This is a genomic window from Mesorhizobium sp. M4B.F.Ca.ET.143.01.1.1 (assembly GCF_004792275.1).
Lineage (GTDB): Bacteria > Pseudomonadota > Alphaproteobacteria > Rhizobiales > Rhizobiaceae > Mesorhizobium > Mesorhizobium abyssinicae.
The window spans coordinates 33,224-54,252 of record NZ_SRSR01000006.1 but is presented as its reverse complement, the minus strand read 5'-3'; the positions used below and the strand labels follow the sequence as shown (position 1 = coordinate 54,252).

The 21,029-nt window shown below is 58.8% G+C and carries 14 protein-coding genes and 5 pseudogenes; 11 read left to right on the top strand and 8 right to left on the bottom strand.

Features of this window, described 5'->3' with window-relative positions; translation table 11 throughout:
* Positions 1-340 precede the first annotated feature (340 nt).
* Positions 341-3,025 (top strand): AAA family ATPase, encoded by a 2,685-nt coding sequence (locus EN786_RS16230; RefSeq protein ID WP_126063811.1) that lies wholly within the window; start codon positions 341-343, stop codon positions 3,023-3,025.
* 21 nt (positions 3,026-3,046) lie between these two features.
* Here EN786_RS16230 and EN786_RS16225 read toward each other — a convergent pair whose 3' ends face one another.
* The gene (locus tag EN786_RS16225; protein ID WP_186815491.1) at positions 3,047-3,376 is read right to left on the bottom strand and encodes a hypothetical protein; all 330 of its coding nucleotides are present in this window, start codon (positions 3,374-3,376) and stop codon (positions 3,047-3,049) included.
* A gap of 59 nt (positions 3,377-3,435) precedes the next feature.
* Here EN786_RS16225 and EN786_RS16220 point away from each other — a divergent pair, with 59 nt between their 5' ends.
* Genes EN786_RS16220 through EN786_RS16210 form a run of 3 tightly spaced genes read left to right on the top strand, consistent with a single transcriptional unit; the run spans position 3,436 to position 8,014 of the window.
* Entirely contained in the window at positions 3,436-4,893 is a 1,458-nt protein-coding gene (locus EN786_RS16220; RefSeq protein ID WP_126057628.1) for a metallophosphoesterase, read from the top strand.
* A 2-nt stretch (positions 4,894-4,895) separates the two neighbouring features.
* Entirely contained in the window at positions 4,896-6,962 is a 2,067-nt protein-coding gene (locus tag EN786_RS16215) for a hypothetical protein (protein ID WP_126057629.1), read from the top strand.
* Entirely contained in the window at positions 6,959-8,014 is a 1,056-nt protein-coding gene (locus tag EN786_RS16210) for a hypothetical protein (RefSeq protein ID WP_126057630.1), read from the top strand. Before EN786_RS16215 ends, EN786_RS16210 begins: the two co-directional genes overlap by 4 nt.
* A 606-nt stretch (positions 8,015-8,620) precedes the next feature.
* Here the strand turns inward: EN786_RS16210 and EN786_RS16205 are convergent.
* Together EN786_RS16205 and EN786_RS16200 are read right to left on the bottom strand one after the other, a co-directional pair.
* Positions 8,621-9,679 carry a class I SAM-dependent methyltransferase gene (locus EN786_RS16205; protein ID WP_024504268.1) on the bottom strand — a complete coding sequence of 353 codons (1,059 nt, stop codon included), beginning with the start codon at positions 9,677-9,679 and terminating at the stop codon, positions 8,621-8,623.
* A 57-nt stretch (positions 9,680-9,736) separates the two neighbouring features.
* Positions 9,737-9,957 (bottom strand): annotated as a pseudogene (locus EN786_RS16200) (insulinase family protein); the annotation flags it as partial.
* A 1,054-nt stretch (positions 9,958-11,011) separates the two neighbouring features.
* On the opposite strand from EN786_RS16200, the gene EN786_RS38630 reads away from it, so the two are divergent.
* Positions 11,012-11,377 (top strand): extracellular solute-binding protein, encoded by a 366-nt coding sequence (locus tag EN786_RS38630; RefSeq protein ID WP_245454714.1) that lies wholly within the window; start codon positions 11,012-11,014, stop codon positions 11,375-11,377.
* 464 nt (positions 11,378-11,841) lie between these two features.
* Here the strand turns inward: EN786_RS38630 and EN786_RS16190 are convergent, their stop codons facing one another.
* From EN786_RS16190 to EN786_RS38625, 3 genes and pseudogenes are all read right to left on the bottom strand, one after another.
* Complete coding sequence (locus EN786_RS16190) at positions 11,842-13,296, bottom strand: glutamate synthase subunit beta (protein ID WP_024504270.1); 1,455 nt, start codon at positions 13,294-13,296, stop codon at positions 11,842-11,844.
* A gap of 41 nt (positions 13,297-13,337) precedes the next feature.
* Positions 13,338-13,501: pseudogene (locus EN786_RS16185) on the bottom strand (thioredoxin domain-containing protein); the annotation flags it as partial.
* A gap of 275 nt (positions 13,502-13,776) precedes the next feature.
* Positions 13,777-13,962 (bottom strand): annotated as a pseudogene (locus tag EN786_RS38625) (pyridoxal-phosphate dependent enzyme); the annotation flags it as partial.
* Between EN786_RS38625 and EN786_RS16175 the strand changes: the two are divergent.
* Positions 13,877-14,830 carry a TauD/TfdA family dioxygenase gene (locus EN786_RS16175; RefSeq protein WP_024504271.1) on the top strand — a complete coding sequence of 318 codons (954 nt, stop codon included), beginning with the start codon at positions 13,877-13,879 and terminating at the stop codon, positions 14,828-14,830. The pseudogene EN786_RS38625 and the gene EN786_RS16175 overlap by 86 nt on opposite strands.
* A gap of 594 nt (positions 14,831-15,424) precedes the next feature.
* Here the strand turns inward: EN786_RS16175 and EN786_RS37725 are convergent.
* A complete protein-coding gene (locus tag EN786_RS37725) occupies positions 15,425-15,694 on the bottom strand; it encodes a hypothetical protein (RefSeq protein ID WP_024504272.1) in 270 nt (89 codons plus the stop codon).
* A 993-nt stretch (positions 15,695-16,687) separates the two neighbouring features.
* Between EN786_RS37725 and EN786_RS16165 the strand changes: the two are divergent.
* Positions 16,688-16,834: pseudogene (locus tag EN786_RS16165) on the top strand (multicopper oxidase domain-containing protein); the annotation flags it as partial.
* Between the two features lie 104 nt (positions 16,835-16,938).
* Here the strand turns inward: EN786_RS16165 and EN786_RS38620 are convergent.
* Positions 16,939-17,067, bottom strand: a pseudogene (locus tag EN786_RS38620) (LysR family transcriptional regulator); the annotation flags it as partial.
* 370 nt (positions 17,068-17,437) lie between these two features.
* Here EN786_RS38620 and EN786_RS16160 point away from each other — a divergent pair.
* The 4 genes from EN786_RS16160 (at position 17,438) to nodB (ending at position 21,028) form a co-directional block, all read left to right on the top strand.
* Positions 17,438-17,719, top strand: a complete 282-nt coding sequence (locus EN786_RS16160) for an acyl carrier protein (RefSeq protein ID WP_029356603.1) — start codon at positions 17,438-17,440, stop codon at positions 17,717-17,719.
* Positions 17,720-18,928, top strand: a complete 1,209-nt coding sequence (locus EN786_RS16155) for a beta-ketoacyl-[acyl-carrier-protein] synthase family protein (protein WP_126057631.1) — start codon at positions 17,720-17,722, stop codon at positions 18,926-18,928.
* Positions 18,929-19,781: 853 nt separating this feature from the next.
* A complete protein-coding gene (locus EN786_RS16150) occupies positions 19,782-20,372 on the top strand; it encodes a NodA family N-acyltransferase (RefSeq protein ID WP_024505875.1) in 591 nt (196 codons plus the stop codon).
* The gene (gene nodB / locus EN786_RS16145; RefSeq protein WP_126057632.1) at positions 20,369-21,028 is read left to right on the top strand and encodes a chitooligosaccharide deacetylase NodB; all 660 of its coding nucleotides are present in this window, start codon (positions 20,369-20,371) and stop codon (positions 21,026-21,028) included. The genes EN786_RS16150 and nodB overlap by 4 nt, the downstream gene beginning before the upstream one ends.
* The last annotated feature ends 1 nt before the right edge of the window (position 21,029 follow it).

Here is a 21,029-nt window from a genome sequence, read left to right as displayed (position 1 = left end):
GACAGTGACGGCGAACCTCGATCGGCCTATCGGTGAGGCGGTCGAATTCCGCCCATAGACTATCGAAAGGCACGCACTTCCAGCTCTATCTCCTCGTACGCGTTGCCGGCTACCTAAATTCGTGCGCGCGGTCCAATGCCTTTGATTGCTGATGTCGTTGTGGAGACGTTTGATCGCTGAAGCATTTGTTTGCTGACCTAGCGGCGCGGGGGGAGGTCATTTATTGGGTACATCTCCAGCACTCTATGTGCGATCGCGAGGAAAATTTGTCCAGACAAGCGAATTCATCGAATCTGGACTAATCAATAAGTATAATGATGGTAAGATTCGGGGGGCAGGAATGGCCGAGGTTGGACTTTTGGAATGGGCGGATAAGCAGCCCGACTGGATTAGGGATGCCTTAAGAAGACACGCCGCGCGGCCGGGCTTCAACCTCGAGCAGGAGGATAAGGCCGGTGTAACAGCTCGGGTCCGCCACGTCGGTGGATTTACCGCTGATCTGCCCGAATGCTCTCCGCTCTCGGCGGAGCATTTGAGGGCCAACAGTTCGAACGAGCCGCGCGCGGTGCTTTGCTCACTCGGCCCCGTCAAGCATTTGAACCGCCTCGCCGAAGAGCAGCAACTGCGTTTCGCCACCGATGGCATCACCATTATCTACGGCGACAATGGAAGCGGAAAGAGCGGCTATTGCCGGATCGCGAAGAAGCTTTGCCGTAGTCTGACGGCGGATGATCTTCTTGGCAACGTGTTCGAGATCGGCACCAAACCGCCAGCCGAAGTGCTTGTCCGGTTTCTCGAAGAGGGTGCTACGGAACCGACCCCCATAACCTGGAAGGACGGAACGCTGCCCCCCGCGTCAATTGCACGGATCTCCGTTTTCGACTCCGCGAACGCTCGCCTCTACGTCGATAAGCAAAACCGTATCGGTTTTCTGCCCGCAGCCATCGCGCTTCTCGAAAGCCATGGACGTCACCGCACCGAGCTCGAAGCCGACTTCCGGGAAGAAATCAAAGCGATCGAAAAGAACCTAAAGACACCATTGCCGAGTGGGTACACAGCTGCCGGCGCGGTCGTAAAGCTGCTGGCTCGTCTCGAAATCAAGTCAAAGGACGTGATGCCTTCCGCAGCCGAAATCAAAAACCTCGCTGCCCTCTCAGAGCAGGACATGGCTGATCTCGCTGGCCTCGAACAGGCTCTGGCAAGCGACCCTTCAACGATGGCGACAAAGCGTCGGCGTGCCAAGGCGGCCTTGGAAAAACTGCTGACTGCATCTGAACAGATCGACGCGGCTCTCTCAGCGGCGGCCCTCGAGATTTATCGCAATCTATATGCAACAGCCGATTCTACAGCGCAGGCTGCACAACTTGCCGCCTCAGGAGCGTTCGCGACTATGCCGTTGAGCGGCGTTGGGCTTTCTCCCTGGCGGTATATGTTCGACCATGCACGAGCCTATTTAGCGAGCGTCACTGGCATCGATCATCAGCACTTGCCAGATCAGGAAGGCGATCGTTGCATGCTCTGCCAGGAGCCGATGACGGCGGACGCCGCGGGGCGGATCCAATCCTTCAATGACTTCGTAACGGGCGCCGCAAATAAGGCGGCGCAAGTCGCATCTATTGCCCATGAAGAGGCCCTGCGCCAAATCAAAGGACTCACCATTGCGACCGGGGAGGCGGTTGAGGCGGCTCTCGGAGAGTTTGGCGATCTGTCCGCCGCACGCAAGGCGATGGTGGCCCTGATCTCGGCATATTATGTCGAGGCAGGTAAAAGGCGTGATGCAATTGTCGTTGCGGCTGCGCTGTCCGAGTACGCTGCGTTCCCGCAACTTGCGGCGCCAGTTGCATCGAAACTCCGAACGGAGGCGGAGGCGCTAGAGGCCGAAGCGCTGACGGACGACAAGGCAGCGGCCGACGACGGGAACCGCGCTACCGATCGAGCTCGTCGCGATACACTCAAGGATCGGAAAAAACTGGGCGACGATCTCACCATCGTTCTCGCGCGCTTGGCGAATCTCGAAGAGCGGCGCAAGCTTCTCTCATGCTGCGATGCTGTCGAAACAGGCTCGGTGTCACGGCAGATGACGTCGCTTCGACGAAGCCTCGTCATGCAGGATCTCGAAAAGCGCGTCGTCGCCGAGATTGAGACTCTGGCGTTAACGCACATCCCGTTCGCAGTTAATGATCGTAGTCAAGATGGGCAGAGCTATTTCGAGGTCGGGCTCAACGCGGCAAAAGCGATCTCAAACAGCAAGGTCTTAAGCGAAGGAGAGCAGCGCGCGCTTGCCCTGGCCTGTTTCTTAGCCGAGGTCGGAGGAGACACATCGCGTCAAGGCATGATCATCGACGACCCCGTGTCATCTCTCGACCATGTTCGGATCAGGCGGGTCGCGGCAAGGCTCGTAAAAGAAGCGGCCACAGGACGTCAGATTATTATTTTCACCCATAATCTTCTGTTCTTCAACGAGGTGGTTGACGCAGCTGCGCAGGCCAATCCGCCGATTCCCCTTGTTCGAAACTACATCAACAAGTCCGAATCTGCCGGTTTTGGCTTGATTAGCGAAACTGACGAGCCGTGGATCGCACAGTCTGTCACGAAGCGCATCGAGACTCTCAAGACGCGCCTGAAGAGCTTCGACGGCGCCACTGATTTCACCACCGATGCTTGGCGAAGGTCAGCGAAGGATTTCTACAGCGATCTTCGGGAAACCTGGGAGAGGCTCGTTGAAGAAATCCTGCTCGGTAAAGTCGTCGAGCGATTTAACAGCGATGTCAAGACACAGAGCCTGAAGGGTGTGGTGGTCGAGGACGAAGACCACAAGCGAATCTATTGGGCCATGAAGCGAGTTTCGGAGCGTTCTGGACATGACATGGCGTCCGCCAAGGCCATTCCAGTTCCAACACCAAACGATATGAAGAGCGATCTTGATGGAATTGACCAATATCGTATCGACACCACCAAACGAAAAAAGGATGCCGAAAAGCGCCGGATTGAATTCGAACAGCCTCCCAAGGCGACTGTACTCTAGCCTAATGACTATTGTCGTGTATTACTGGCCCTCACTGGCTTCATCCTGCTGCGCATGCCGGTGTCCGCCTGCCGCGGGCGAAGCCGACGTGACGAGGAAGTATCGCGAGGGCGCCAAGCCATCAATGGCTGTGCGCTCGCTCTTCATCTTGGATTTCAGCGCCGAGAAGCCTGACCGCTGGTAGTGCTTCGCCTGCACAATGTCGCCGCCGGCAAGGGCATGTCGACCATCCATCGCGTCGTCCGGTCCCTCGGGAAAGGCCTCGAAACGCTTGTCGATCTCGCGACCTACGAGGTCGCGGGCCAAATCCTCAAACTCGTTATGGGACAAACTCGAGAAATCATAAGCCATGCGCCCAGATTGAGTGCCCATTTGGTGGGCAGACAAGCAACCGGGGGCACAATTGCGTCGTGCCTCTCCATTACCAACAAAAAGATAAACGCGCTTTCCAGGCGATGCGGTCGGATGATCGTTTCGCGCTTGGCAAAAGCGAACGGATTAGTCTATGGCTCTCGGCGGGGGGGCGAGTTATGCGACGGGTGCGAATCCTTCAAGTAGGCGATATTCACTATCCGGATTGGCATCCTTCCTCTAGCAACATCGATGCCAAGGATAGCAAGTTCGCTCCGAAAATAACGCAGAAGCTACGCGCGTCTTCGCTGCGTGCCGTCTTGACGAAGCTTCGGCGGCTGACGACTTCGAAGCCCTTGGATTCGATCGCCTTCATGGGGGATTTCACGAGCCGTGGCGACAAGACTTTCATTGCTTCGGCATTCCAGCATTTCACGTTGCTCTGCCGCGCACAGGGGCGCAGTTCAAAGGCGCTTCCGTTGATATTCGTACCGGGAAATCACGATGTGAACCGTGATGACGCGCGCGAACTTGGACCGACTGAGAAATTCAGCGAAATGGCGAGTTTAGCCGCCCGCTTGGGTTGGCAGACCGTTCCCGTGGACCAACCCGTGCACTTCAGACTTCCGACAGGATCCGCAGGCGCAAACTTCATCCTCGTCAACACAGCGATAGGCAGTTGGGAGCTTCAGAACCTTCCCGCGTTCCTTCGTGATCGTCTCGAGGCACTCGGTCCTTCTACAGAACCTGTAGATCTCGGCTCGCCGGACACCTCGGGACATTCGCCCGCGACACCTCCCAGCGATCCAGACAAGGAGGCGTCCGACGACGAGTATTACGGTCAGATGGACACGCCATACATCTCGCGTGAGATGCTTGCAGGCCTACAGGAATTGCTCCAGCAGCCCGACATGCGTTACGGCATCATGATCGGCCATCACAATCTGCTGCCACAAAAGACTCCGCGCATTACGCCATACGCGGAGATGCTCAACAGCGGATTTGTCAGAACTCAGCTGCTGCAGGGCAACAAGCCTATCGTCTACCTGCATGGACACATACATGCCGATCCGGTCGAGATCGTCAACGATCCAAGGTTTCCGGACGGCAAATTGATCTGCATCTCAGCACCAGAGATACAGTCAGGTTTCAATGAGCTCGTCTTCTTCACGACCGATCAGGGAGAGCTCGTCGGCATCCGACTTATACCCTACCGCACCAATGTCGCCGACGGGACGGTCATGGAAGGCGAACATTGCTTCATCTCGACTATGTCCAACGGCAAGGCCTTTCTGAACAACGACACGTTTGACCTGATGCGCCGACTGCGCGACCATGCCACCAGGCGCGGGAATGGGTTACTCTTCTGGGACGAGATCACTGAGATTGCCGCCTCCGCCGAGCTCGGGCTAGATTTGGAAGACTCTCTTCTGATGCTCCAAGCGGCGCGCTTCGTCGAGATAGACGGCCTCACGAAGGCAAACTCGGCTTGGCGCATTAAGGTAAGGGACGAATAGAGATGGAGAATCCGTTCGGCCCCAACAGGATCGAGTACGAAAGTCGCCCGATACTGTGGTTCAGTCAGAAGTCGGCCTTGATTTCTGCCGCCGCCAAGCCGGTCTTCGTCGCAGGGACGAGAGGCAGCGGCAAGACCAGTATTCTTCGCTCGCTTTCCACAGTTCATATCCTCGAAGACAAAAGTCTCGCGGACCAAGTCGGCAAGCTCGGCTGGTATGGCGTCTTCTTCCAGCTCAATGAGACATTTTCGCCCCTAATCGACAACGCGGTTCTGAACCTCATTCCGGAGCGGATACGCTTCGACACGGCCGCCGTGATCCCGCGGCAATTCGTAATCTTCTCTCACTATCTGGAGCTGAAGATAGTCGAACGCCTGCTCGAGAGCATCAGCCAGCTCAGACGCGACAGCCACTTGAAATACCGGGCCTCTGAAGATAGGGACGTCGCCTTGGCACTGCATCGCGAAGTGCTGCACTTCATACCCCAACCTGCCCGTCTCGACTTCTTCAGCATAGATGAGCTGCGGGGTGGGATAACCCGGTACGTCGACGAATGCTTCAACGCGTTCTTCTTTGCCGCCGATGAGGGAGCGACCGGCTTCAGAGCGACAGACCCTGGCGCGATCATTAACAAGGTCGCGACCGCGATCACCCCACTTTTAAATGGCCCATCTTTCGCCGGTGACAGGGCGCCCTTCTTCAAGATCCTGATTGACGACTGTGAGGCACTGACACCGCTCCAACAGCAGTTCCTGAACACCTTGGTGAGGAAGACGCGCGGCAATGTGAAATGGGTCCTCGCCTACATCGGCGGCCTTTACGACACGATCCGGACGATCATACCCGGCCAGTCGCTCTCGAATGCTGACCGGGACGTCGAGAATCTTGATTCAGTCGATCCGAGGGAGTTCGCCACGCTGTGCGAGAACGTGTCGTCGCTTCGGCTCTACTATGCGCTTCCTGACCATCTGCGGAGTGATCTCAAGCGCAACGATGCGCTCAGCGCGTTTTCGCTCAAAAACCGGCTGGGGCGGCTTTCCGTCAATGACATCATCGAGCGGGTTATCATATCGGGTCATTCCGAGGGCAGAGAAGAGCTTGTGGCACTCGCTGATGCAGCACGTGAATTCCTCTCCGTGAATTTGAGGACGGCGGATCAGCAGCAATTCCTTCTTGATCGAAAAGCGCGCCCTTATGCCGAAGGGCTGGCGCTCGCGCTCATGAACCCGGAAATCAAGCGCCGGCCCATGAGCAAGGCGGATGCTTCAAATCTGAAGAGGTCGATCGCCCGGAAACAGGGATGGGCTTTTCTGAAAGCGTGCCAGATGCTGCGTCTGCATGACTACCCGTACGTAGGGCACCAGATCATCACATCATTGAGCGACGTCTGTATACGCGATTTCCTTGATATAATGGGAGAGATCTTCCGCCGCAGTGTTCCGAGTTCCAGTGATCCACGAAAACTGGTGGAATTCATCAACTCGGATTTACAGATTCATCTCGAACAGCAGAGACAGGCTGTGAACGCCGCCTCTCAACGGAAGCTTGATGGACTTCAGGCGCTTTCACATCCGTACGAAGAAGAGAGCGTGCGCATGGTGCGGGCGTTGGGTTACCTGACCGCTCGCCTCCAGACAGAGTTTGCCGAAGAAAATGCTCTAGGAACGACAGAGAGAGGCATTTTCAGGGTTGATCTAAAGGAAATGCGCTCGCTGGTGAACCGACTGGAGCAACCCAGCGGAAAACTGGACGAGGTCCTGCGTCGGGCGGAAAGGGATGGGTTTATCCGGGAGGTCTCCGCCGCCGGCAACTTTGAGGTGGACCGCGCCGACCCCGCATCGAAGGAGATGCTGATCAGATTGCATCGGCGATTTGCACCTTACTTCGGGTTCTCCTATCGCGGCCCGTACGAAATCAACACAATCCCTGCGGCGCAGATGGTCGACCTGCTTTTTACCAGGCATCGGCTCCCAGAAGACTGGGCCGACTCGGTGTTTAAGGAGCTCGTCGCGCGGCCCGCACTCAAGACCGAATTCCAGCACTCGCTTTTCGAGAGCGATCTCGAATGACCGCTTCAACTGTCGAGTATCGAGTCTTCGGCCATCTGGCCGTCACTGAGAAGGCGAGAGATGCAGGTACCTGCGAAACGATGGAGGCAGATATCGCGATCGTCGCGCTTGGATGGGAAACGCGTTTCGCCGCGTTCGAAAACCATCTTGACCTGAAGGTCGGCAAAATCGTGGTTCTGGACTTTGCTCTGAAGGAAGCGAACGTCCCAGCCGTCGAAGAAAACCGGCGAAAGCTCATCGCTATGGGTACCCGATGGGGCGTCGAAGTGACTGCGATCACCCTCGAGCCTTCCATCGAGTATCAGAAGAACATCAATCTCCTCGATCACCTGCTCACTCAGATGGCCGCTTCATGTGGCTCATACGAAGGAAGCCTGCGGAAGGTTTTCGTCGAGTGCTCGACGATGCCGCGAATCTACATCCAATGGCTGATTGCGGTGGCATTCAAGAAAATGTCGATTCAGTCTCTCGAATTCGGGTACGCCGAAGGTATCTACGGGAACGCGATCGGCAAAGAGGATTTTTCCAGCGGCTTGGACCGATACGTCACCGTCCCTCATCTTCAAGGCAGCGGAGGAATGGGCGAAGAGAAAGTCCTGCTCGTGGGGATCGGAGGAGATGCCGACGTATTCTACGGATTGATCGATATCGTCAGTCCGGAACGGATCTCGCTCCTCGTCCCAAGAAGCGAGAAGAATGCGCATATCGATGCTTTGCTCGATCAACAGGTGGCCAAGGTACGTGAAACCCACCGGCTCGAAGATGGCGAAGTTCGCGACATCCAGGCTTTCGGGCTGATGGCCCACCTCGATGCTTTCGAGACGTATCTCGACGGGTTCGGCTCGCGTGCGGTGGTGAACGTTTTTGTCAGCGGCCCGAAGGTTCAGGCCATCGCTGCTGCCGTGCTCGCCTGCTCCGACAGCCGCGTCCATCTCAAGGCACGAATTCCCACCTCCTATGCCCATCGTGAAGTCTCAGCGAATGGGCGGTATCATATCTATAGGCTGATTGACCTGACATCCCCTGCCTGCAGCCTTCCCGGGACGTTCTGACACGATCTTGCATTCGAGTAGCATCATGGTCCCAGTAGCCGTTCCGCCAAGCCTTCAGCGCATGTTCGTGTCGCCCGATCCGGTCGATGGGGGACTAATTCCCACTTAGAAGCTGCTCTACATCAGATCAGGGGAAATGCAGACTGGCAGAATTCCATAATTAGCGACTCAAAACATATACTCAGGCGAGACTGTTTAGCATAGAAATAGTGAGCGCTCTCCAATATGTTAGGCTCTGTCGCAGTAGCGCAACAAGCTCAGTCTTTGGATGGGTGGTATGAGGATGAGACGACTGAATGTGTACAGGCTCAGTCATTTTATCGAGGCTCTCGTTTTTGTCGTAAGCGCGTTCGGTGCGACGTGGCTTACCAGCTTTGTGAACGCGCCATGGTGGGCATATGTGATTATAGCGGCCATCACTATGGGCATGTTCGTAGCCGTGCGTCGGGTCCTTTCTGAGCCGCAACGTATGGGACTCTTGGCACACAACTCGGCAGCGACCTCTGCGTGAACCCAGGCGCCTTGAAAATGTCCCCGATGCGTCCGGATTTTTGGCGGTGATCTTCAATCAAATGCGATGAGCTGCAATTTCTGGCGACGGCCACGCTAAGGGCGGGCCTCCAGCACCATGTTGAACGGTGTCTCCGCGGCGCGACGCAATCGCTTGAAGCCGCCGCCGGTCACAACCTTGCGCAGCCTCGCCTCACCGGCCTGGGCTCCAAGCGCGAGCCCGACTTCCTGCGACACGGATGCGGGCGTGCACACGAAAGTGGAAGCGGCATAGTAAACGCGGCCGACGGGATTGAGGTTCGCCGCCAGATGATCATGCGCGAACGGCTCGACGATCATCCACGTGCCGTCCGGCTTGAGCGATCCGTGGACATGGGTGGCGGCGCCCGTCGGGTCGCCCATGTCGTGAAGGCAATCGAAGAATGTGACGAGGTCATACGTTCCGGGATAGCTCTTGGCGGCCGCCACGTCGAACCGCGTGTTAACGCCGACGCCGGCTACCTCGGCCGCCTTGCGGGCGCGCTCAATCGAGGGGGCATGATAGTCGAAGCCGACGAAGCGCGAATTGGGGAAGGCCTGTGCCATGAGCACGGTCGATGCACCATGACCGCATCCAACATCCGCGACGTCCACGCCGCGTTCGAGCTTCTCGACGACGCCCTCCAAGGCCGGCAGCCAGGAGTCGATCAGATTGGCATTGTAGCCTGGACGGAAGAACCGTTCCGTACCGCGAAACAGACACGCGCTATGATCGTGCCACCCGACGCCCTTGCCGGACTGGAATGCCTGCCTCACCTTTTCTTCATCGAGCCACAGCGCGGACAGGAACTCGAATGCGCCTGCCATGAAGGCCGGGCTGTCTTCATCAGCGAACACCAGCTCTTGCTCGGCGTTGAGATAGAATTTGTCGCTCGCTTCATCGTAGTCGACGTAACCCGCCGCCGCCTGCCCGGAAAGCCATTCCCTTACGAGGCGTTCCTGGGTGCCGGTGCGTGTCGAAAGTTCGGCGGCCGTCATCTTGCCGCCTTCGCGCAATGCCTTAAACAGGCCGAGTCTGTCCCCCAGCAGGACTCCCGCGCCCGTTGCGATCGCACCGAGATCGCCGACCATTTTCCCCAAGAATGCGTCCAACTTTTCCTGATTCGCTTCAGACATCTGAATCTCCCTTTGGGTTCAATCTCTCCAGGCGACGGAGCCGTGCTCGTCATGAGGCGCCTTGAGCATCAGATGCTCGAAGACATGCAGATATCCCCGGCGGCTCATCCGCGCTGCCGATCCTGCACCAGACCATATCGGTGACGAGCGGCGCGGTGGTCGGGAATGACAGCCACCTCCATGCCGTTGAAAAGCAGGAAATCCGTCACTTTGCCCTCGTCGGTAACCGGCGGAGCCGGAGTGGTCGTCACCAGGGCAAGCCCTGTTGCAGCAGGTATCCTTGGGCAGCCTGTCAGAACATCGATGACTCCGGTTGTGGTGCCGGGGCGGGCGATCAGGGGCCAAGTGATTGTTCCGCGGCGGCTGTATGTTGTGGTAAGGTGATCATGCGAACTCTTGTTGGTCGGTCACGTGTTTTGCGGATGACCCGCATGTACTGTGCCAAATGAGAAAACCATTCAAACGCAATCCAGTAGATCTGACTGTATCCGACATTGTCGGAATTTGGACATCGCCGAACGCGAAGCGCTCGGGGCTTGTGACGATACTTGAGCGTGCTGCTTCGGAGGAGGGATGCGCCTCGAACCGGCCGCGAGGCCTTTTTCTGGCAACGGATATTCCGGCCGGGTTAGGCCGCGAGGAAAGCGACGGTGAATAAGAGGTAGAGGACCAACCGTTTTGAGCGGGTAGTTGCCGTGTTGCGCCCCCAGGCAAAGGCCAGCACCACGGAGCAGTATTTCTGGTGGCGATACTACATCGCCTTTAAGTGCCGGTTACCCGTTTTTACCCAGTTGGCCTGGTGCATTCAGAGCGAGGTCGTTGGAAACCGCTTATTGTGGCTATGAGCAAACTCGGGATGGAGGAGTGGACCCAAAAATTGGCAAAATGCCCCAGGGAGGATTACATGGGTCGCTCATTCCCCGTACTCGTTACAGGTGCGCGTCGCTACGCAAACAGCTTGCTTTTGACTTGGCGTTTCTTGCCGTTTCGGCATCGCTCACTAATTCGGCCGCTGCCGACACCGTGAACTGGCGTCAATTCGAAGGGACCAGCATAACTTGGGCCTACGACATCCACCCCTATGCGGATGCTCTCGCTGCGCAACTTTCCGGAGTTCGAGAAGCTGACCCGGCATCAAGGTCACGCCGGAACTCTACCCAGACGATTCTTACTGGAACAAGATGACGATCCAACTGACGACGAAGTCGCCAGCATGGGATGTGTTCGGCACTGGCATTCAGCCCGCGTAGGACCTCGCTCCGAGTGGCGCCTGCTGGACAAATACCTGAGTGATCCGAAGCTTACCGATGCTGGATACGACTACATTCGGACATGATCAAGAAGTGCGCGGCTCCTTCCTTCGCCAATGATAACTGGAACCAGGTCGTGGACGGCATCTCGTCCGGCCGCACCGCGATGACGATCGACTCAAAAATGTTCGGCTTCTGGAACGATGTTGCGGGGAAGCCGGCATCCGGCAAGATCGCCTTCGCTCCGCCGCTGCACGCACCGAGCGCCACGAGCTTGGATTCTGACATCTGGATCTGGGCTCTCGCCATGAACGCGGCTTCCGAAAAGAAGGGCACGGCCTGGCTGTTCATCCCGTGGGCCACCTCCAAGCAGGTGGCGCTCAAGGGTGCCCTTGCTGGCCAGCTCGTCAATCCGCCGCGCACGTCGACCTGGCAGGACGATACCTAGACTAAGTACGCTTCGCAGCCCGAGTTCAACAACTTCGTTGACAGCTTCAAAAAGATACAGGATCAAGCCGCGCTGGCTTTCACACCGCGTGTCGGCTTCGGCGAAGCCATGAACGCATGGGCCGTGGCGATGCAGAAGATGGCAAACGGCGATGACGTCGAGACGACGTTGAGGGCGCTTGCCGAAGAAATCCGCACTGGCCTCTGATCAAAAGGAACAGGGCAGTACTATTGCACTGCCCTGTTCCCGCCAACGGCGGAGATCACGCCGTGTCACCCCAAGCACTTAAACCCAGCGCTGCTTCGCCCGGCCGCGCCGACGATTTTTCTTGGCCGCCAAGGCGGCAGCCTGCGGCCGGGGCCACAACCGAAACGACCACGGCGATCAGTCCGTAAGCTGCCCGGGGCAGCGGAAGGGCGGAAAGCGCCTTCAGGTGGCCGCACAAGTAGGGTCTCGAGACGGACTCAGCGCGGCAGCACGCTCGATCCCATCAGCGCCTCATCGATGGCGCGCGCCGCCTGGCGGCCCTCGCGGATCGCCCAGACGACCAGCGACTGGCCGCGCCGCACGTCGCCCGCCGCATAGAGCTTTTCGACGCTGGTCCTGTAGTCCCGGTCATTGGCCTCGACATTCTTCGAGCGGCGGCTGTCAATGGCGATCTTCATCTGGCCGGCCAGTTCCGACACCGGCCCGCGAGCGGCTGGCCCGGCAAAGCCGATGGCGATGAACGCGAGATCGGCACGAATGACGAATTCGCTGCCGGCGATCGGCTTGCGCTTTTCGTCGACCTCGCAGCATTTGACCCCGGTCAGCTGGCCGTCTTCGCCGATGAACTCGAGCGTCGCCACCTGAAACTCGCGCTCGGCGCCTTCGGCCTGCGAGGACGAGGTGCGCATCTTGGTCGCCCAGTAGGGCCAGACCGAAAGCTTGTCTTCCTTTTCCGGCGGCTGCGGACGGATGTCGAGCTGGGTGACGCGGACCGCGCCCTGGCGGAAGGCGGTGCCGACGCAGTCGGACGCGGTATCGCCGCCGCCGACGACGACCACATGCTGGCCGCCGGCGAGGATCGGATGCGACGGCCACGCCACCGACTGGATCGGTTCGCCGCCGACACGCCTGTTCTGCTGCACCAGATAGGGCATCGCGTCATGCACGCCGCCGAGATCGTCGCCGGGAATGCCGGCCGCGCGCGGCGTTTCGGAACCGCCGCAATAAAGCACCGCGTCATGTTCGGCGAGCAGCTCGGCAACCGGCTTGTCGACGCCGACATTGACGCCGCAATGGAAGGTGACGCCCTCGCCCTGCATCTGCTCGATGCGCCGGTCGATATAGTGCTTCTCGATCTTGAAGTCGGGAATGCCGTAACGCATCAGCCCGCCGGGCCGGCTCTCGCGCTCATAGACATGGACGTCGTGGCCGGCGCGGCCGAGCTGCTGGGCAGCCGACATGCCGGCCGGGCCGGAGCCGATGACGGCGACGCGCTTGCCGGTCTTCTTCTCCGGCGGATAGGGCCTGATATGGCCGGTCTCGTAAGCCTTGTCGGCGATCGCCTGCTCGACCGTCTTGATGGCGACGGGAATGTCCTCGAGGTTCAGCGTGCAGGCTTCCTCGCAAGGTGCGGGGCAGATGCGGCCGGTGAATTCCGGGAAATTGTTGGTCGAATGCAGGTTGCGGATCGCATTGTCCCAGTCGCCATTGTAGACGAGGTCGTTCCAGTCCGGGATCTGGTTGTGGATGGGACAGCCCGTTGGCCCGTGGCAGAACGGAATGCCGCAATCCATGCAGCGCGCGGCCTGTTTCTCGACCTCCTTGTCCGACATCGGCAGCGTGAATTCACGGAAATGCCGGATGCGGTCGGAGGCCGGCTGGTACTTGTGCACCTGCCGGTCGATTTCGAGAAAGCCTGTTACCTTGCCCATAGTCCAGCTCCTGCTGTCCAGATGGCGCGCCTGGCGACGCCCTGCAGCTGGATCAGATGGGGCATCCCGTCCACACATGGGCCGCACCAAGTTGCCCAAAATTCGACTATGTACACTTGCCGGGCTCAAAGCTCGTGAGGGGCTCGCCATGCAGCCAGTTCTCGACTCTAATCGAAGGAGCCGGGGACTCCATCTGCAATACCACGTTGCGGTCCAAAGCTATTTCCAAAGGTTTCTGCACGAGCTGGTTTCCTCTCAGAGACGGCACACGGGTTCAGGGAGGAGCGCATCGCTCGTCTTGCCCCATTAAGTGCAGTCACAGTCACTCAGTCTCAAAAGCCATGCCAACGCGCTCAGCGCGCAGTTAGCGCCCATTGCTTCGAAAAACCTCGTCAGTGCCCAGATGTTGGTTGTAATGAACCTGACATTTGTCTGACGCTGTCAGCTTTTGGACACGCGATCACGCGCTTCGTGCCGCCAGGCCAGGCCGAGCCCTGTGTTGCCAGCGGTCGCTTCGATGATTGTACCGCCCGGCGCGAGCTGGCCACGCTGTTCGGCATTAACGATCATCGACAACGCAATGCGATCCTTGATCGATCCGCCGGGATTTTGGCTTTCGAGCTTGACGAAGAGAATTCCTGACTCCGACGTTGTACCGCTGACCAGCCGTGTTGGAGCTGAAATCAGAGGAGTTCGCCTTGGTGGAGACCTTTCGGACGCAGCGATAGCAGCCATCAACCAGCTTCTTCTAAAACACAAGGTGATCTTCTTCCGCGGCCAGGAGCATCTCGACGATGCGGAGCAGGAATTGTTCGCGCGGCGTCTGGGTAACCTTGTACCTCATCCCACGCAGGGGCCGGCAGCCGGCACGGCCTCAATCCTCAATCTCGATTCCGGCCGTGGCGGTGGCAGGGCAGACCAGTGGCATACCGATGTGACTTTCGTCGATGCCTATCCGAAATTCTCGGTCCTACGTGGCGTCGTCATTCCGGCGGCGGGGGGCGACACGATCTGGTCCAACACGCACGCCGCGTACGAGAATCTGCCGGCGCCGCTCAAAATATTGGCGGACAATCTGTGGGCTATTCATAGCAATGCCTACGACTACGCAGCCGTGCGCCCGCGCGCCACAGCCGAAGAGAAGAAGCACTTCGAGGAAGTTTTCACATCGACGATCTACGAGACCGAGCATCCGGTCGTGCGCGTCCATCCGGAAACCGGGGAGAAGTCGCTGCTGCTCGGCAATTTCGTGCAGCGCCTCGTCGGCCTTTCCAAGAGCGATTCCGCCAAACTCTACGAGGTGTTCCAGTCCTACGTCACTGCCCCGGAAAATACCGTGCGGTGGCGCTGGCAAGTAGGCGACGTCGCTATCTGGGACAACCGTGCTAACCAGCATTATGCGGTCAACGACTATGGCGACCAGCACCGGGTTGTGCGTCGCGCTACGGTTGACGGTGACGTTCCGATCGGCGTCGACGGTCGCCGCAGTATAACCCATGTCAAGGCAGCCAAGCCGGCGGCGAAGGCAGCCTGACCGTCTGAACAGGGTAAAGATGAAAACTTCGTATCGCCGCGGCCATATCGCGCTGCTTAACCGCCCCACAAAGCCTTATGATTTCCGAGAAGCAAGGCGAGTTGCGGGCTCGAGGCTTGGCCCGAAATCGAGGTCCTGCAGCGTGGCGCATGGCTCGAGTCGCTGCTCGTGGCCCCGCTGCAGCGGTACAGGTCCCCCACCGCCCCACCATCTCGCCCGCCCTGCACCTCGGATAGCGATCATTCACCGTTTGTTCATTATGATAGCGCACGATCATAACTGGACATGCTGGTAGCTCGTACATGCCTGAAGGCCCTGCGCGCCGACCCAGCGCCGGGGCCTTTTTACTTCCGCAAAATCGATTCCAGCAACGCGGGCACTTCGCAGGATGTCGGAATCCCGCGCTTGCGATGATACGCCGTACAGCGAATTGCGCGAGTCAAACGAATTTGGGTTTCTCAAATATAGAATCGTCGATACCGATCCTGATGGATCGAGCCTCGACGACGAAGTCAACCATCTTCAAACGGAATTATTCAACATTGCCGAGAGCTCCCGGTGTGCCGTCGAAGCCGACATTGGGGAGGTCAGCGGTCACCAACGATCATGGTGATCGCCAGCATCTTTCGTATTCACATAACCGTCGGCCTTGTACTTTCCCGAGGCCATGACATGAGTGGGTCTTCCAAGCACCGATTTGGCCCGGTAGGATTTGCAGGGGGCGCGGACAAGCGGATGAACAAACGGAATGATGCCGGAAAACTGCGCGCGCCTGCTGGGATTTAGCCGACCGTCGATAGGAACATAGCCCTGGTCGACGGCTTTCTGAAGGGCAAGAGTTTCGCCGACCTGGCTCAGGAACATGGCTTGTCGACAACGAGGGTGCGCCAAATCATCGAGAAGGCCGATCGGCTCGTGGGCGGCGCATTCAGACCAAGACTGAAACGTCCAACGCCTCGCCTCGGTCCGATTTCATGGTCGACTATCCCTATGTGTGCAAATGGCCGAGAAGCACCGGCTGGGTAGCGTCACGCCGCATCATTCTTTGCGGAGCTGGAGCGCGCGGGATCGCTGGAGCGGCTGGTGAAAGCGGTTGCCGGGGCGCACAACACGTGAGCTGGCGCCTCGTGTGGCAAAAGGAGAGGGCGAGAGCCCATGGCCTGCAATGAAGCGATCAAGCATTGCGATCGTGGAACCAAGCTAGTCGACCATCCGGACCGCGGCCTTCAATGCCAGCTCGCCTTGGAATCGGCCTTCCAGGAATTGGCTGAGCGCGCAGCGGAATCCGGCTGGACCGAGGAGATAGCCACGCGCTCCTCGAACTCGCCGGCGCGCGCCTCAGGAGCGACTCCGCCAATGACAGACTGAGAGGACGATTAATCGTGCCAGGGCAACGAGAGAGCGGCAGGTTCAAGAAGCTTCGCCTGAACCGATAGGAACGTCGCTGCGCCAATAAAATTGGCGGTGAAGGCTGACCGCGGCCGAGTCGGGCAAGCGAGCGAAGTGCTGAAATAAGGGCGTGAGAATCCAAGACATCGTTTGTAGAGAGCATCGAGCTTCGCGAGATTGTGGTACAGGATCGACCGCAGGTGTTCTCGCAGCGCTCGCAGAACCCGGGATTCTTCCGCGGCACCCGCCAAGGCGAAGAACGGTCAGAGTTGCACGATAACGTTTAAAAGCGAGCCTTCCTCCGAAAGTCTGCGCGCGCAGTTCCACGGTCCGATGCGCTTTCATAGCTATTCCAATCGCCGCGCCCATCCTCTCCCGGATCAGGTCCAGCGGGTCTGCAGTGCATGCGCCCCCAAAGTGGACGCCATTGGGCCGGGTGAACCGGGCTCGATTGCGCGCCGAAGGCCCGTTCCAGGCCCGGAAATCCGGGTCCGTCAGGGCGAGCGCGTGCGGGTCGAGGTAGAGAACGGCCTTGCCGAGAAAACGACCGTGCACTGGCATCGCGTGCGTGTGCCACATGCCATGGATGGCGTGCCTCACCTCACGCAGAAGCCCGCGAAAAGGCAACGGAAGATCTAGCATTTATGGGGGAAATGTTTTTTCGGAGTGCTTGACCCGCAGGAAGGGCAGGGCATGACTGCCTATCGCCCGACCCGGCCGGCCGCACTCATGACCGGCTGGGCTCGGTTAATCCTGCATGCCGCGCCCATGAGGTTGCGCTCTGTCGGGAGTGCGTCGAGCACAACGACGAGATGTAGTTCACGATCTTTGAAACGCGTGTCAACCATCCAAAGTGTGGATGCCTTTCATCGAAACAAACGATTTCATCAATGTTCTGGAATCCTGCATGGGCAGAACAGAAACCGCCCGAAAGGAGATTTTTCATGCGCTCTACCGGGCAGTGGAGTGCTGGGAAAGGGAGTTGCAACTGACCGGGTCCGACTTCTTCCGAGTCTATGGACAGACTGGGAGACGCGCACGGTGTAGCGGCTCACATCGTCATACTGCACCTACGCCACACACCGGCCGGACCTGATCCGGCTTTATGAGCATTGGGCTTTGTCAGTTGCCCAAGCGTGATGGCTTTCGCGACGCGGCGCGCCTCAGGAACTGAGCCGCGTCCAGGTCGAAACGCGGGAAAGAAAGACAGGAAACAGAATGGCCGATCAATTCGCAACGGACGTCATTGCCCTGATCAAGAAACGCGCCGAGTCGGAGAGCGGTGAGGGAATGCCTGCGTCATTCGTCGGCGAGATAACAATCGCCACGGAACTGGACGCGCTCGGGTTTGATTCGCTGGGTTTGGCGGACGTCCTCTGGGATGTGGAGCAGGCCTACGGCATCAAGATCGACATGAACACGGCCGATGCCTGGTCCAATCTCAAGAATGTCGGCGACGTCGTGGAAGCCGTCCGCGGCTTGCTTGCGAAGGAGGCTTGAATGGACAGGCGCGTCGTTATCACCGGAGTGGGCGGCCTGTGCGGACTGGGCACCGACGCCGCCTCTATGTGGAAAGAGATGCGCGAAGGCCGCTCCGCCATCGGCCCGATCGCCAATTCCGAGCTTCATGACCTGGAGGGCATGACCGGCGCTGAGATCAAGGCGCTGCCCCAGCACGACATCAACCGGGGGCATCTCATCTCCATGGACCGCTTCAGCTTGCTCGCCGTGCTTGCAGCGCGCGAAGCCATGCGGCAGGCCGGACTTTCCTGGGACGAGGGGAATGCCCATCGCTTCGGCGCGACAGTGGGCGTCGGATTTACCGGTTCATACGCAACAGAACAAACTTACCGCTCACTGCTTTTGGGTAGCGCAATCCGTGCTGAACTCTTCACTGGAGTAAAGGTGATGCCCAGCGCCGCTTCCGTCCATCTTAGCTTGAGCCTCGGCTTGCGCGGGCCGGTCTTCGGGGTGACCTCCGCATGTGCCTCGGCCAACCATGCGATCGCCTCGGCGGTGGACCAGATCAAGCTGGGCCGGGCCGACGTAATGGTTTCCGGAGGCAGCGACGCACCCTTCGCATGGGGCGTGCTGAAAGCATGGGAAGCAATGCGCGTGCTTTCACCCGATACCTGCCGGCCCTTCTCCGCCGATAGGAAGGGCCTGGTGCTGGGCGAGGGTGCGGGCATGGCCGTGCTGGAAAGCTACGAGCATGCCACGAGGCGTGGTGCCACAATTCTTGCCGAGATCGCCGGCGTCGGCCTTTCCGCCGATGCCTTCCACATTGCCGCGCCATCTGTCGAGGGGCCAGCGTCGGCGATGCGCGCCTGCCTTGCCGATGCCGGGCTGAATGCCGAGGACGTCGACTACCTCAACGCGCACGGCACCGGTACCAAAAGCAATGATCAGACTGAAACGGCGGCGATCAAGCGTGTGTTTGGAAACCACGCTTATTTGATGTCCATCTCTTCCACCAAGTCCACGCACGCGCATTGCCTCGGCGCAGCGAGCGCGCTTGAAATGATCGCCTGCGTGATGGCAATCCAAGAGGACGTCGTGCCGCCGACCGCCAACTATCGCGAGCCAGATCCCGCTTGCGACCTCGACATCACACCCAATGTGCCGCGCGAGCGCAAGGTGCGCGTCGCCATGAGCAACGCCTTCGCCATGGGCGGTACGAACGCAGTTCTGGCATTCAGGCAGGTGTAGAAGCCATGCAAGACGCCTCATTTGAGGTCACCTGTCGTATCTAGCTGCTTGCCGGACCACTATGTGAAGCGAGCGCTATTGGCTGCCTCTGCGATGCGGGAATTGGCAGCGGACGTCTCACGATCAAACAGGCATCTGCTTGTAGAATTCTTTTAATCGTGAAGCGGCGCGAGTGCGCTATCCGTTGAGGTGAGCAAGGCCGGCGCCCTGGGTGAGCGCTGGTGTCGGGTGGTGGAAAGTACAGGGGGAGCTGTGTGGCCCCCTCTTTCTCGGCCTCGACGATGTGCGAAGGAGCCTGTGCGGCGAACGGGCCGACGCCCCAGGCTCAGAACCTGGGCGAACCTAACTCCCGCCAAAGGACAGCCCAGAGCTGGATACACGAAAGAGATACTGAACCCGCGAATCAGATTCTGATCAATCGTCGTGTCTGAGCTCCGCTCGGCTCTTACGGAGATAATCGCGCGGCCCGGCAACGGCCGCGCGTGCCGCGGGCGTGAGCTTTGCGCTTCGTCAGAAGTGCCTCGAGCGTGACGACGATAATTGACCAGCCATATGGAACGCATTCGCCCAGTTATCCAAAGCGTGGATACCTTTCATCTAAACAAAGGATTTTACCGTTTTTGCTGCAGGTCCCATAGAGGCGCTTCAAGTTGGAAAGATAGGTAGTTCCCATGGTTGCGTTGGATCCGAGGAGCATCATCTGGTGTGCGGGGCGCACAAAGTCAGTCGCATCTGCATTACGGCTTGGTCTTTCGGCGGTCTCCACAAGTTACGCCCCGTTGGTGCGATGCCAATTATTTAACCAATGCTTGGACATTTATCTCAACCAGACAGCTCCAAGGTGAGGTCTTCCATGCGCCCGAATGTCGATTGGAAGTTGTGCTGGGAAAATGAGCTGCAACTGGCCGACCATGTCGAACTCTCCGACTTTTTTCGAAAGACCTATGGACGGACTGGCGCCTTCAACGCGGAGCCATTCGAAGGCGGCCGCAGTTGGGCCGGCGCGAGGCCGGAATTCCGCGCAATCGGCTACGACGCGCATGGGGTAGCGGCTCACATCGGCATGCTGCGGCGCTTCATCAAAGTTGGCGAGGTCGACTTGATCGTCGCTGAATTGGGCCTGTACGCGGTTCGTCCGGATCTTGAAGGGCTCGGAATCGGTTTTTCGATGCGCGTGGCGTACCCAGTGCTCCATCAGTTGGGTGTTCCATTCGCTTTCGGCACGGTTCGGCACGCGCTGCGAAACCATGTCGAAAGATTCTGCAGAGCCGGCCTCGCGAACATTGTGTCGGGCGTTCGCGTACGATCGACCCGTCCAGATGTGCATCCCGACCTGCCGCCCACGCGCCTGGAAGACGTACTCGTGTTGGTTTCGCCGATCGGACGCTCGATGGACGAGTGGCCGTCCGGTACCCTGATCGACCGGAACGGTCCGGAACTATGAAGCCTCTGGACTACATATGCGAAGGGCAGAGTGACAATGCCGATGGCACTGCAGAGCGCAGCGTCTATCTGACGTTTGACGATGGTCCCAATTCATTTTTCACACCGCAGATACTCAATGTGCTGGCGCAACATCAGGTGACGGCGACCTTCTTCGTTGTTGGGGCCTACGCGGCCGACGAGCCGGAACTCGTTCGCCGAATTATTACAGACGGGCACGGTATAGCCAACCACACGATGACTCATCCGGACCTGGCCAAATGCGGGTCCGTCGAAGTCGACTGCCAGATAGTTGAGGCAAACAGAGTCATAGGGATGGCTTGCCCGCAGGCCATGGTTCGGTACTTTCGTGCACCGTATGGCATCTGGACCGAAGAAGTAATCGCTGCATCAGCGGGTGCGGCATTGGCGCCCGTCCATTGGTCCATTGATCCACGCGACTGGTCTCGCCCCGGCGTTGACGCCATCGTCGACAGAGTGCTCGCCGATATCCGGCCGGGCGCAATCGTGCTGTTGCACGACGGGTGCGCTCCCGACGAATTGCAACCAGGCAATCAAGCCAGTCTGCGCGACCAGACGGTGACAGCGTTGTCACGCCTAATTCCAGAATTGCACGGCCGCGGATTTGTAATCCGATCACTTCCTCAACACCCCTGAA